The organism is Spiroplasma sp. hyd1 (assembly GCF_016082235.1).
Classification (GTDB): Bacteria; Bacillota_I; Bacilli_A; order Mycoplasmatales; family Mycoplasmataceae; genus Spiroplasma; species Spiroplasma poulsonii.
The window spans coordinates 1-14,301 of the sequence record NZ_JXYY01000034.1; the positions used below are offsets into that span (position 1 = coordinate 1).

Below are 14,301 nucleotides of genomic sequence, written 5' to 3' on the forward strand. Positions count from 1 at the left end.
GTAATATAAAAATTATAATCATATTTAAAATAAAGTTAGTTTAAAAAAATAGTTCATTAATTTTATTCAACATTATTATCATTATAATCATTTGTTTTAAGAAACTATAATTTTAAAATAAAATTTGGCTTGAGTTTTCACTCAACTAAATAAACTAGTATTTTTGACAGTAGCTTTAGCGGTAAATTTCGCAGTTATGACATTATCAGAATATTGCAAATTTAAAATTAACTTTACGTTTACTACATCAATCTTTCTTTAACTCTTATTCCCTCATACATAGCTACTATAAGTTTCTTCTGCTAATGTTTTTTCATCTTCTTTATTATTTATTAATGGCATATTAACTACATAACCTAGCGGTGAATAAACCCTTCGATTAAAATAATTAAATTCATACCCTTCAACTCAATAATTACTATTTTCTTTAACTTCTACCTTAAAAAAATTATATTTTGTTCCTGTTGGTAATTTTTTTGATCAAATAAATGTATTCTTATCCGAATTATTTATATAAAAAGCGGTCACCTTCGTAATTGGTGTTGCCAATTCTGAATCTTTCACAAAATTAGATTTTTTTTGATGAATCTCAGTTTCTCTTTTTACTATTTTTTTGCTTGTTGACTAGATTCTAAGTTAGCTTTGAAATCAGTACCTTCAAAATTATTTTTTACATCATATAAACTCGTAGCATTTAATGTTAAAATTGGTGCAACGCCAATTGTTAATACACTTACTTACTAAACTTAAAATTTTTTTCATTTAAAATTAACCTTTCTTTATCTCTTAGGACATCCTAAGATAGTATTATCCTACCTTAAAGCACAAGAAAATTATTTTTTAATATAAAATAATGATAAGAATCATATTTAAATCAAAAATTCTATTATTTAATTAATAGTTTTACCGCATTTGTCGCTTTAATTTAACTTAAAAAAACAAAAAATATTGAGATTCAATATTTTTTACCTTGTTATTTTTTAATTTTTTCCTAGCAAATCAAACATATTTTTTTTATAAATTTCAACACCAGGTTGATCAAACGGATTTATTTTTAATAAATAAGCTGACATCGCACATGCTTTCATAAATCAATATGATAAATAGCCAAACATTTTGTCATCCATTGTCTCAAATTCCAAAATAATATTAGGAACATGTCCTACTTTGATATGAGCGGCGATAACACCTTGGATTGCAGTTATATTGACCTCGTGCAATGTTTTTCCTGCTAGATAGTTTAAGCCATCAATGTCTTGCTCTGCTTTGGTTAAAGCAAGATCTAATTGTGGTTTTTTAATTTCAATAACTGTTTCAAATAAGATGTTTTTTGTTCCTTCTTGAATAAATTGACCAAGAGAATGTAAATCTGTTGAAAAAATACATGATAAAGGTAGTAATCCTTTTGAATCTTTTCCTTCTGATTCTCCGAATAATTGTTTTCATCATTCAGTAATCATCTGCATTTGTAGCTCATAAGTTACAAGCATTTCAGCTTTATATTTTTTTTCGTAATTCAAAATATAACGGCCAACAGCATATTTATAGGCATAATTAGTTAAATCATCAATTAAAGTGTCTTGATAAGCTTGTTGTGCTCCTTTAAAAACATTGTCAACGTCAATACCACTTACGAGCATTGCAAAAACCCCAACCGGAGTTAAAACTGAATACCTTCCTCCAATATCATCAGGAATTACGAAGGTTTGATATCCTGCTTCATCAGCTAATGTTTTTAATGCACCTTTATGCTTATCGGTAATTGCAACAATTAATTTTGCTGCTTTTAGAAACCCTTCTTTTTTCTCTAAAAGCTCCTTACATAGACGAAATGCAATCGCTGGTTCAGTTGTTGTTCCAGATTTAGAAACAACACAAATTCCAAATTTCTTATTTTGAAGATATTGTAAAACTTGTGCCATATAAGTTGAAGACATTGTATTACCAAGATAAATTACTTTGACTTTTTGTTGACTATATAACCCATTAATCATTTCAATCGCAGCACGAGCACCAAGATAACTCCCACCAATTCCAATTACTAATAAAACATCAATTTCATTCGCTAATTGTTTTGCTGTTTGTTTCATTGCTGCAAGTTCTGCTTGATCATAAGTATTTGGTCATTCAACCCAACCTAAAAAATCACTTCCTAGGCCAGTTTTGTCATGAATCATATGGTGAATATCTTTAACTTGTCCTAAATACTTCTCGAAAACAGCTTCACTTAATGCATTAGTAAAATTTACTTTGATCATTTTAATAATATTGCCTGCTTTCTATCTAAAAATCCCTTTATTTATAAAATTTAAACGTTTTATTTACTTGTTAACGAAGTAATTTTTTCACATAAAGGTTGAAAACCTGCTCCCGTCTCTTGAATTTGACTGTTGTTTTTCTTCAGTAATTCAGGTCGGCAGTTTTTATAACTTAATTTAACTTGTTTCTTAACTGGATCAAAATCAAGTACTTCCACTTCAACATTGTCACCAACATTAATAAATTCTTTAATGTCTCTTACAAAGAAATCTGAAAATTCACTAATGTGAATTAATCCAGCCGCGTTCTTTAACTCACAGAAAGCACCAAATGGTGTAATGTTTGTTATCTTCGCAATAACTTTACTTCCTTTTTCATACATAATTAGTCACAGCCCCTTTCTAAAACTATAATAATTATACTGCTAGAACTATGAAAATCATTTTCTAAATCAGAAAAAAATTTATTAGCCGCATATAAAAAGGATTATATCACCTTATTTTAATAAATTAAGGCGATATAATCCGTTATTTTCATTATTATCCTCATTATTTCCTTCTTGCTCAGGTTTTTCTTCTTTATAAGAATCAGTATAATGACAATTTGGATAATTAGTACAAGCTTTAAAGTGTTGAAAACGTTTATTAAATTTTAAAATAATTTCACCAACACCACACTCTGGGCATAGCCCAAATTTAGGACCAGTTTGGTGAATATAGCGACATTTGGGAAAACCAGAACAAGCAATAAATTTTCCATATTTTCCATAACGATATACCAAATCACGACCACACTCTGGACAATCAATTCCCGCTTTTTCAACCGGAATCTCTTCCATTAATTCCATTGCTGCTTCAATTCGTGGTTCAAAGCGTTCTCAAAATTCTTTTAATAATGGTTTAGGGTCTGCTTCACCATGGGCAATCACATCTAAACTTTCCTCAATGGTTGAAGTATATGTTTCATTAATAATATCATTAAAATATTCTTGCAACTTATCACTTGTTAAAATTCCTTTTTCTGTTGCTTTAATAGCTTTATTTTCGACAATAATATACCCACGCTCTTTTAAAGTACGCATAATTGGGGCATAAGTTGATGGTCGACCGACACCAATTTCTTCTAGTGTTTTAATTAATTTTGCTTCAGAATAACGACTTGGTGGTTTTGTAAAGTGCTGAATTCCAAATAATTCATTTAAATTAATAATTTGGTTTGGTTTCAAGGCTGGTAATTTTGCAATTTCTTCATCATCATCTAATGCGGAACATTTTAAAAAACCATCAAACTGAACCGTACTTCCCGTCATTCGAAATTCATAATTATTATTATCTAAAATAATTGCTTTACTTAATAATTTAGCACTAGCCATTAAACTAGCAAGAGCACGATTATAAATAATTTTATATAAACGTAATTGATCACGACTCAAATATTCTTTTGCTGCATCAGGTGTCATCATTAAATCAGTTGGTCGAATTGCTTCATGGGCATCTTGCACATTTTTTTTATTTTTAGCAGGAGTTTTAACTTCACCCAAATATTTTTGCCCATACTGAATCGTAATATAATCAAAGGCATCTTGAATAAATTTATCACTTAACCGAATAGAGTCTGTTCGAGGATAACTAATAAACCCCGTAATATCATCTTTTACTTTAATTCCTTCGTATAGTTGTTGCGCAATTAAAGAAGTTTTATTTGAAGCAAACCCAAACTTACTACTTGCTTCTTGTAACATTGTTGATGTTGTGTGTGGATTAGGTGATTTTCGGTGTTTTTCTATTTCCTTAACTTGAACAACAACAAAATCTTTTTTTAATGCCTTTTTAATTTTTAAAACATCAGTTTCATTTTTTAATTCAATCTTTTCATCTTTAAATTTTGTTAATTTAACAACTGCTTTTTTATATAATCCTTCAACAGTTCAATATTCTTCGGGAACAAAAACTTGTCATTCTTTTTCTCGTTCAACAACTAATTTTAACGCAACAGATTGTACTCGTCCAGCTGATTTTGACTTAATCTTTTTTTGTAACAATTTACTTAATCGAAACCCAATAAAACGGTCAAGAATTCGGCGTGCTTCTTGTGATTTTACCAAGTTCATATCAATATCAGTTTGATGATGAAACGCTTCTAAAACGGCTTCTTTTGTAATTTCATTAAAACGAACACGACGCGATTTGTCATTACAATTTAAAACTTCATTCAAGTGATATGCAATCGCTTCTCCTTCACGGTCGGGGTCCGTTGCAAGAATAACTAAATTTGCAGCTTTAGCTTCTTGTTTTAATTTTTTTACCAGTTCTTTTTTCCCACGTTCCATCTTGTAAGTTGGTTCAAAAGTTTCAATATCAACACCCAGACCATACTCACCCTTTGTTGATAAGTTTCGAATATGTCCTTCTGAAGATAATACTAAATAACCATCACCAAGATATTTTTCAACTGCTTTTGTTTTTGTGGGGGATTCCATTATTACCAGCGTATTCGCCATTTTTTCTCTCCTTTAAATTGGATAATACATTACAATAATTATTATACATAATATTTCAAAAAAACTATTTAAATTTATTTTTTCAAACTAAAATAGATTTTGAATCTTATTAATAATCATATCAATCGTATTTGCAACACTTGGAACTGTAAAATAAAGAATAACAATAACCCCAACTAGTAACAAAATTATTCCAATAATAGTCATACTAATTCAAAAGGCTTTGACATTAAATCTTGAGCGAATTACAACCCCAATTTGTTTTTCATCGATTTTCTTATTCCAATTTTTCTTTACTTGATAAAAATTATCAATTAACTTATCATATTGTTTTTGCGTAAGCCCAAATTCATTCATAACTTCAAACTGATCCATCTTGCTATGACCAAATTCATCAAAGATTTTATCATAAATTTCTTGTGCTTGAATTTTTCCCATTAATGTCTTAATGGTGTAATTTTTATATGTTCCCAATCCGGGTGATGTATCAACCACTCCTTTTACAAAACTATTTTTAAAACTTTCTTCTGTTTCATCATCTATCATTGGTTCAACTTTCGTTGGATCTAAATCAATTACTGGAGCATTTGTATCAAAAAAATCATGTAAATTTTCTGTAAAATTATTGTCAAAATTATCATCATGTTCTGCTTTATTAACAATTGGGGGAGTGGGGTCATTGAATTCAGCAGTATCGAAGAAGAAACTGTGTTCGTCATCCTGTTCGTCATCAAAGTGACTATCAAAATCATCATCAAAATTAAATAAATTAAAAACATTATTTTCAGATAGTGAATCAATTTTTGCCTTTCCTGCAGGTTCAATGACATCTTTTACTTCTGAGCGATTCTCCGCATTTAAAATTGTTGGTGGTTCATTTTGGATTACTTCTTCTTGTTCAGTTGTTAATGGTAATTCTGGTAAAATAATTGTTTCTGAACTAGTTACAGTTGACCGTGACTCTTGTTTTTCATTTCTTTTTTCTCAAGCTTCAATTAAAGTTTTATTTAAAGATTCAGCTTCTTTTAAATGACGAAGTGAAGTATCTAACGTATTTTTAAATTCTTTGTATTCACCACCACTTGTTTTTGGCTGATTACGATCGCGGCTAATAAACTCATCTAAAATTTTAGAAATATGAATTGCTCAATTATATTCATCTTCAGCACTAAGCGGACCGACAGGACGACGAAAATCATTATAATTACTTTCTTTCGCGAATGGGCGAGAATTATAATACGGTGAATAAGGATCATCCAAATATTGTTGATTACGATAATCATACCGATTATGATATGATGACATATTTCGCATATCATTCTCAGGCCCTAAATTTGGCAATGAAGAAGGATTCACCGTTTGATTAATATTTTGATACGGTGGCGTTGGATTTACCATTGCGGGAGATTGTTGTTGTAATGGTGTTGGTTGTTGAATTACTGGCGAATAATTATACTGCGATAACAATGGGGGATATAAATTTTGTGGTAGGGTATACTGCACTCCTGATGGGGGAGTAGGATATGGATAAAACGGTGGATATGGATATTGATAATAACTAAAAAAATCAGGATTATAATGAATCCGACAATTATTATGACAACCCTTACTATGACCCTTTTTTATGTTTTCACCCATATTATTCACCCTATTCGCAATTTAATCACTTATATTAATTATAACATAAAAGCCATGAAATAACATTTTCGATCTTGGAACTTAAAATTATACAAAATAACTAGTTTAATTTCAAGACAGTTGAATGGATTTTGCACAATGTTTTTAATGGTTTTAATTTTCATTGTTTCATTATGTCTTAAATTCCTTCCCTTCTTTTTTACCCCCGAACAATAATTTTATTATTTTATCAGCTGTTAATAGATCGTCTGAATAGTCAGGACGTCTTCATTAAGGTAATTAAAGATAAAAAATAAAAAAAGTATTTTATTAAAATACTTTTTTATAAATCAATTATTTTTTAATTGCTGTTCCAGCTTTACCAGCTAATGCTGCTTTTGCTTGCGCTAATTCAGCAATAATAGCAAATTTTTGATCACCTAAACTAGCAAATTTTATTGCTGCTTGAACTTTTGGCAACATACTACCTGGCACAAATTGATTCTCAGCAATATATTTATTAGCATCAGCTAATGTTAAAACATCTAAAGTTTCTTGATTAGGTTTCCCATAATTAATTGCAACTTTTGCAACTGCTGTTAAAACCATTAATTTATCAGCTTTGATTAATTCTGCTAATTTTGCACTAGCAAAATCTTTGTCAATTACAGCAGGAACACCTTGATAACCACTGGCAGTTTTCACAACGGGAATTCCCCCACCACCAACAGTAATAACAATATGCCCCTTGTTGATTAAGTCCTCAATAATATGTTTTTCAACGATGTCAACGGGTTGTGGTGAAGCAATTACGCGTCGTCATCCTCGCCCGGCATCTTCTTTAACGCTAAAACCATTTTTGGCAGCTAATGCTTTTGCTTCCGCTTCTGCATAAAAAGCCCCAATTGGTTTTGTTGGATTATTAAAAGCCTGATCTTTTTGATCAACTTCAACTTGAGTTACAATCGTCACAACACTTTTATTAATTTTTCGTTTATTTAGTTCATTTAAAATTGCATTTTGCAAATGATATCCAATATAAGCTTGTGACATTGCCCCACATTCTGGAAATGGCATCATTGGGATTTTATTATTAACATGTGATGCTTCATCAAAAGCATTGTTAATCACTCCAACTTGTGGTCCATTCCCATGCGCAATAATTAATTCATCACCGTTTTCGATAATATCAACCATTGCTTTTGCCGTATCTTTTACAATTTCTTGTTGTTCAGTGGGGGAATTTCCTAAAGCGTTTCCCCCTAACGCAACAACTATTCTTGCCATAAATTTACATATCCTTTCTTAGTCTTAGAATCAAGGCCCAGTATTTGAAATTGGTAATAAAGTACCAACTGCCAACAAGACAATTGACCCAATAGTAATTCCAACAAGTAATGGCCATGATACTTTAATAAAGCGGTCATATGGAACTTTTGAAATTGATAATGCTGCCATTAAAATTGCACTAGTTGGTGAAACTAAGTTAATAATTCCATTTGCAAATGAAAAGGCAGTAATTGTTCCTGATGCTAATCCAGCAGAAACTCCGTTTGCAACTGGTCCTAAAATCGGAAAGACCGCTGTTGCAAATCCTGAACTTGATGGAATTACAAAGGAAATAATTAAGAAGAAGAAGAACGCCACCATAATAAAACCAGTTTTTCCTAACGATGACATTGGTGAAGATAATCCACTAACTAATTTAGTTTGCATTCCAGTATTTGTCATAATGAAACCAATTCCAGCTGCAAACGCAATAATTAAACACACTGATAAAATATCAGCTGATCCACGGATAAAACTATTAACATAGTTTTCTTCTCCCTTTCAGTTAATTAATGCAATAATAAGTGATGAAATAAAGAATAACGCTGAAATTTCCATAAAATATCATTGTCCTAATGGCGCAAAGAAATGCGCAATATACGGAGCATGTTTGCTAACTAACTCAGTAAAATCAACAAAGACCGGTATTCCAAACTTATCTCACCCAATTAAGGCAAAAATCATTAAAGCAAAAGCAATCATAAAAATAACCATAATTGCTTTTCGTTTTTTAGTATATTCAGGTAAATCAGCCGCAATTGCAAATTCTGCTTCATAAAAATCTTTTTTATCAAATAATGGTGATTTCCCTGGCGTACGACGAACACGTAACGCATATCAAACAACAAAAGAAATTCCTCCTGCTGTTAATAATAATCATGTTACTACTCTTCAAACAATTCCTGTTGATGATGTTAATTCAGGAACACCAGCATTAGAAACTGCAATTTGAACTACAAAAGGGTTTAAAGTTGACCCGATACATCCAATTCCAGCTCCCAATAAAATCGTCATAACAGCTGTCAAGACATCAAATCCAGCAGCTAATAAGACCGGAATAATAACAGGATATAACGCAATTGTTTCTTCTCCCATTCCGTAAGTTGTTCCTCCAACTGAAAATAAGAACATTACAATTGGAATAATTCAAATTTCGCGACCTTTCATTTTTGCTACTAACCGCCCAATTCCGGCATCTAGTGCTTTTGATTCAATAACGATTCCTAAAAATCCTCCTAGCACTAAGATAAAGATAATAACATCAACTTTATCTTTAAAACCATTCATTGGCGCTAAAAATAAGTCAAAAATCCCAGCTGGTCCCCCCGCATACGTCTTTTTATCCGCATCAGTTCAAGCCCCTGTTGTTCCTGGAATTCAAGAAATAATAATAATAAACAATGTAAGTCCTAATAAAATTGTGAATGCCGTTGGTAATTTAAACTTAAACTTCTTTTTATTTTTTACATCCATTTCTGCAACCCTTTCTGAATTCTATTTTTCAACAAATTCTAACCACGAATTGTTGCTAGCATTACTGCTTTAATAATATGTAAACGATTTTCTGCTTCTTCAAAAACACGTGAATATTTTGATTGAAATACTTCATCAGTAACTTCTAATTCACCAGTTCCGCCAAATTGTTTAATTACTTGTTGGGCAGTATCAGTTTCAGCATCGTGGAAACTTGGTAAACAATGTAAGAAAATAACATCTTCTTTTGCTTGTTTCATTTTTTCCATTGTTACTTGGTATGGTGTTAAATCTTTAATTCTTTGTCCTCACACTGATGGGTCTTCTCCCATTGATACTCATACATCAGTTGCAATAGCATCAGCATCTTTTGCTGCTGTTTTATGATCTTTCGTTAAAGTAATTGATCCACCATGTTCTTTAGCAATAGCTTCTACTTTTTTTAATAATTCTTTGTCTGGTCATAAATCTTTTGGTGCACAAGCAACAAAATGCATTCCTAATTTAGCACTAACAACCATATAACTATTTGCCATATTAAAACGTGAATCTCCAAAGTAAACAAATTTTAACCCTTTCATGTTACGACGACCTTTTTCTTCTTGTAATGTTAAAATGTCCGCTAACATTTGTGTTGGGTGAAATTCGTCAGTTAAACCATTTCAAACTGGTACTCCTGAAAATTTTGCTAAAGCTTCAACATCGGTTTGTTTGAAACCACGGAATTGAATTCCATCAAACATTCTTCCTAATACTTTTGCTGTATCTTCAATTGATTCTTTTTTCCCCATTTGACTACCACTTGGTCCTAAATAAACAGGGTGCATTCCTAAATCAAATGCTCCTACTTCAAACGCACATCTTGTTCGTGTTGAATCCTTTGCAAATAACAATGCAACAGATTTACCAGCTAATGGTTTTTGTTCTGTTCCAGCATATTTTGCATCTTTTAATTGTTTTGCTAAATCTAATAAATAATAGATTTCTCTTTGTGTGAAATCTAATAAAGTTAAAAAACTTCTTCCTTTTAAATTTACAGCCATATTATTTTTTCTCTCCTTTTAAAATGTAATATTAATTTTTTAAATGTCTTCTCTTCAAATTGGCATCGACATACAACGAGGTCCACCACGTCCCCGTGATAATTCAGATGAAGCAATGACATGAACTTTAACTCCTGCCGCTTTTAATTCTTCAATCGTAATATGGTTACGTGAATAAGCAATTACTTCGCCAGGACGAACTGTAATTACATTTGTTCCATCATTTCATTGTTCTCTTGCTTGCGCAATTGGGTCTTCACCACCACACTTAAAAATGTGCACTGGTTTTCCAACTTCTGCTGATAAATAATCTTTAATTGTTTCTTTAATTTCTGTGACCCCATTTTTTGTAATCTCAAAAATTTTAAATTCACCCATTGCTTCAAAAATTAATGGATGAGCGATAAATTTATCATAATCAATATTTGTAAAAACAGTATCTAAGTGCATGAAAGCACGATTTTTTGTTTTTAAATCTAATGCAATTACTTTTTCATAATTAACTGAATTATTTTCAATTAAATTTTTTGCTACTTTTTTAATTGCTTCCATTGATGTTCATTGTGATGCACCAATGATTAATGTTTTTTTGTTTAAAACTAAAATGTCTCCACCTTCTAAAGTTTCTTTTTCATCACGACTATATCAGTAATTAATTTTATCTTTAAAACGTGGGTGATGTCTTAAAACAACATCAGAAAATAATGTTTCACGATTTCTTGTTATCGTAAACATTTTGTGAATTGTTGCTCCATTCCCAATTGATGCAAATGTATCACGTTGGAATAAGATATTTGGTAGAGGGTCAACTGCTAATGGATAATCATCAGTTATCTCAACTCCTAATTCATATTTTGTCACTCCGGCAATCATTTTATTAACAAGAGCTTGATTATCTAATTTGTCTAAATAAGTACGTAATTTACTAATATACTCTGCTTTTGCACCGGATTCTTTTAAGAATTGTTCTAATAAAGTTTGCCGCATTTTTGGATCAGTTTCTAAAACTTCAGCGACTAATTTTTCAATAGACTTCTTGCATTACTTGTTAAAAAATTGCAAATATTTGTAAAAAAGATACTAATAGAAAAATATAATTTTAATTAATTATGTTTTTTATTTAAAAATTTAATATTTTTCCACAACGAAAAATTAATTTATTATTTAAATTATTTAATTTTAAATAAATATTTTATGTTAAATATAATAATTGTAAATTATAAATTGAGGCAATTAAATTAAATCTTAAACCAAATCTTTTTCTTCGATTACGATATTTTTCTGTAATAATTTTAAATTTTTTAAGAATAGCAAAAATATTTTCAATAATAATTCTCATTTTTGAAACTAGTCTATTATATTGCTTTTGTTCTTTGTTTAAAGGGTTTTTCTTTGTTTTCTTTGTAGGTATTAGAACATTATTGTGATTTTTTTGTATTCCTTGATAACCACTATCAACTATTAATTTGGTATTTTTTAAAATTGGGATTTTTGATTCTTTAAATAAAGCATAATCATGTTTTTTTCCGAGCGAAAAACTTGTTGCAATAATTTTTTTGGTTTCTTGTTCGATAATTACTTGTGTTTTGATCGTGTGTTTTTTCTTTTTACCAGAATAAGATTGTTTTTGTCTTTTTTTGGGCGTTGGATTGGAGTTTCGGTAGCATCAATAATAATAGTTTTATCATTAAAATAATCATTTATTAGTGCTTTTTTACCAGCAAGTTGTTGAAAATCAGAGTTTTTAATTAAAATATCTTCAATTCACTTAATATTACGATAACAATTAGCCTCACTAATATCAAAACTTTTACCAAGATGAAAATAAGTCTGATATTCTCGTCAATATAATAAAGTCATCAATAATCTATTTTCTAATGATAATTTATTAGTTTTACCACCTTTTTTAAATTTTTCTATTTCAGCAACTTTTAAAATATCTAACATTTTATTAAAAGTGGATTTTTTTATTCCTGTTAATCTTAACCATTCTCTATCATTAAGAGTATTAAATTTATTATTGTTCATATTTTTATGTCCTCATAAATTATATTTTATAATAATATTTTAATAAAAAATGGTATCGCAAGAAGTCTAATATATAAAACTTCTACACCTAAATCTTTAAAAACTTTTGCAAAAGCATCATGTTCTTTTTGGGCAACTGCTAAATCTGGTGTATCATCAAATAATAACCTTTCTAGCAAATCTGGTGATAAATTAGCTAATTCATCGCCAGGACGGTGTAATAAAACGGTTTTTAATTGACCGATTTCTGAGTAAACATTAATACCATATTTTTCTGCCATGTTACATTTCCTCTTTTCTTTCTACGTTAATCTTTAATAAAACACTTTAATAAAAATATCTTATTAAAAAATTTTAAAGATAAATATGCAAAAAAAAGTAAAAAACAAATTGTTTTTAAATATACAGGATGCTTATCAAGTTGTAATATTTTAATATCATTTAAATAAATATACTTTTTTGTATTCGTTATTCTCCTAGCACAATATATATTTATTGACAATATGACTTTACATATTGCAGAAGTAAAGATGCCATTCCTTACTTTTTTATCCTTATACCTCTAATCTTATACTCTTTTAAATAAAAAAACAATAAATTTCTTATTGTTTTGCAGTATTAATAATATTAGTTGAAGTCAAAATATTCATTAATAACTCATGTAAGCATTGAATAATTTGTACTAATGGAACAACTTTATTACGATAGTCTGTTATTTTTTGAGCAATTTCTAATCTTTTTTCTGGTGTTAATCCAATAACAAATTTATGATAAGTTTCCACTTCTTCAACAATTTTTGCTTTGTTAAATTCTGGTAACTTAATTTTTCCCTCATTAAAATCTTTCTCAATTTTATCAATATTTTCTAATTGTGTTTTTAATTTTTCTTCTTCTTGATCAACTGAAAATTCAGTTAAAACAATATCGCGTTGTAAAAATAATCCTAATTGATTTACTAAATTTCAAATTTCTAACGCATCACTTGCTTGATTAATATCTTCTAAACATTTATCAAGGGCTGAATCTAAACTCTTAATTTCTTCATCATAAATTTTTGTTAATTCAGTAATTTCTACTTTCATCATATCTACGAAAAGTTTATTTAAATCAACTGGACTTGATTCTTTGGCACTAGCCATAAAATCGTTTAAAAAACGAGGTAACGGAATAATTGCATTAAATAATTTACTTACTTCAATTAGTGTTGTCACTTTCTTTTGATCAACTTCTTCGGGTGTTTTATCTTCTAAATATTCAGTTCTAATATCATCAAATAAAGGTTTAATTTCTGTTTTAACAAAATTAAATAAATCCTCAAAATTAGTTTTAAATTTAGCTCCTGCTAAAAATGCTTCAATTTTTGGGTTTTTTTCTGCCGTATCCTTTTGATAATCTACTTCAAAAAGATCAATATATTTTGTTAAATAATTCATCATTCCTTTTTCAACATCTGCTCAGAAATTATTCTGTTGTGTCATAATATCATATCCCTCTATTTCTATAAATTATTATGTACTCCAATTTTACCGTAAAATAAAAATTTATGTTATTTTAATTTGTCTTTTCTTGATTTTCTTTAATTTTTTGACGATTAACTAACAAATTATTTAAATTAACAACAATTGAAACTAATAACGCAATAATTAAACTTAAGACAATTAAATATAAAATATAATATTCTGGTTTCCGAAAATCTTGAAAAAAATATGGAACATAATAATTTTTGGCAGGAGTACTATAATTTCATAACTTTTCATCAATCGGAGTTAACAATAATACTATTTGTCGTAAAGCAATAAAAATTGTTTAGAAAATGGGATGAAGATAAAACTTGTATAACTTTCGTGCATAAAAATCACGATGATTAATTATTTTTTTCAAACCTAAAACAAAAATAAATAATAAAAATAATTGGACAAAGTCAATGTTGAACAACAGTACTAATCCAATAAATTGTAATATTATTCCAACTTGCGGTAAAAGTTTGTCTTGTAATTGCACCAATCACACTACCGATTGTAAAAAACAAAAAAGTTAACAATGCTGCAAAAA

General features: G+C 29.2%; 12 protein-coding genes and 2 pseudogenes. All 14 read right to left on the reverse strand.

What is annotated here, in order from left to right:
* Positions 1-258: 258 nt before the first annotated feature.
* Entirely contained in the window at positions 259-564 is a 306-nt protein-coding gene (locus TS70_RS04275) for a hypothetical protein (protein WP_052443432.1), read from the reverse strand.
* A 416-nt stretch (positions 565-980) separates the two neighbouring features.
* Positions 981-2,258 (reverse strand): glucose-6-phosphate isomerase, encoded by a 1,278-nt coding sequence (locus tag TS70_RS04280; RefSeq protein WP_040092881.1) that lies wholly within the window; start codon positions 2,256-2,258, stop codon positions 981-983.
* A 59-nt stretch (positions 2,259-2,317) separates the two neighbouring features.
* Positions 2,318-2,641 (reverse strand): S1 RNA-binding domain-containing protein, encoded by a 324-nt coding sequence (locus TS70_RS04285; protein WP_198049517.1) that lies wholly within the window; start codon positions 2,639-2,641, stop codon positions 2,318-2,320.
* A 114-nt stretch (positions 2,642-2,755) separates the two neighbouring features.
* A complete protein-coding gene (gene topA / locus TS70_RS04290; RefSeq protein WP_198049518.1) occupies positions 2,756-4,759 on the reverse strand; it encodes a type I DNA topoisomerase in 2,004 nt (667 codons plus the stop codon).
* Between the two features lie 87 nt (positions 4,760-4,846).
* The gene (locus TS70_RS04295) at positions 4,847-6,397 is read right to left on the reverse strand and encodes a hypothetical protein (protein ID WP_040092878.1); all 1,551 of its coding nucleotides are present in this window, start codon (positions 6,395-6,397) and stop codon (positions 4,847-4,849) included.
* A gap of 333 nt (positions 6,398-6,730) precedes the next feature.
* Positions 6,731-7,663, reverse strand: coding sequence for a carbamate kinase (gene arcC, locus TS70_RS04300; RefSeq protein ID WP_198049519.1), 933 nt, complete (start codon positions 7,661-7,663; stop codon positions 6,731-6,733).
* A 24-nt stretch (positions 7,664-7,687) separates the two neighbouring features.
* Positions 7,688-9,178, reverse strand: a complete 1,491-nt coding sequence (locus TS70_RS04305) for a YfcC family protein (RefSeq protein WP_198049520.1) — start codon at positions 9,176-9,178, stop codon at positions 7,688-7,690.
* 38 nt (positions 9,179-9,216) lie between these two features.
* The gene (gene argF, locus TS70_RS04310) at positions 9,217-10,221 is read right to left on the reverse strand and encodes an ornithine carbamoyltransferase (RefSeq protein ID WP_198049521.1); all 1,005 of its coding nucleotides are present in this window, start codon (positions 10,219-10,221) and stop codon (positions 9,217-9,219) included.
* Positions 10,222-10,260: 39 nt separating this feature from the next.
* Positions 10,261-11,250 (reverse strand): arginine deiminase, encoded by a 990-nt coding sequence (locus TS70_RS04315; protein WP_308699450.1) that lies wholly within the window; start codon positions 11,248-11,250, stop codon positions 10,261-10,263.
* 163 nt (positions 11,251-11,413) lie between these two features.
* A protein-coding gene (locus TS70_RS04320) for an IS5 family transposase (protein ID WP_105628856.1) occupies positions 11,414-12,249 on the reverse strand; the annotation gives its coding sequence in 2 pieces (ribosomal slippage) (positions 11,414-11,853 and positions 11,853-12,249; 837 coding nt in all).
* Positions 12,250-12,305: 56 nt separating this feature from the next.
* Positions 12,306-12,530, reverse strand: a pseudogene (locus TS70_RS04325) (arginine deiminase family protein); the annotation flags it as partial.
* A gap of 321 nt (positions 12,531-12,851) precedes the next feature.
* Positions 12,852-13,727: a hypothetical protein gene (locus TS70_RS04330; RefSeq protein WP_040092871.1), complete on the reverse strand. Its 876-nt coding sequence runs from the start codon at positions 13,725-13,727 to the stop codon at positions 12,852-12,854.
* 73 nt (positions 13,728-13,800) lie between these two features.
* Complete coding sequence (locus tag TS70_RS07685) at positions 13,801-14,022, reverse strand: hypothetical protein (protein WP_168226815.1); 222 nt, start codon at positions 14,020-14,022, stop codon at positions 13,801-13,803.
* A gap of 91 nt (positions 14,023-14,113) precedes the next feature.
* A pseudogene (locus TS70_RS07690) lies at positions 14,114-14,301 on the reverse strand (hypothetical protein); the annotation flags it as partial.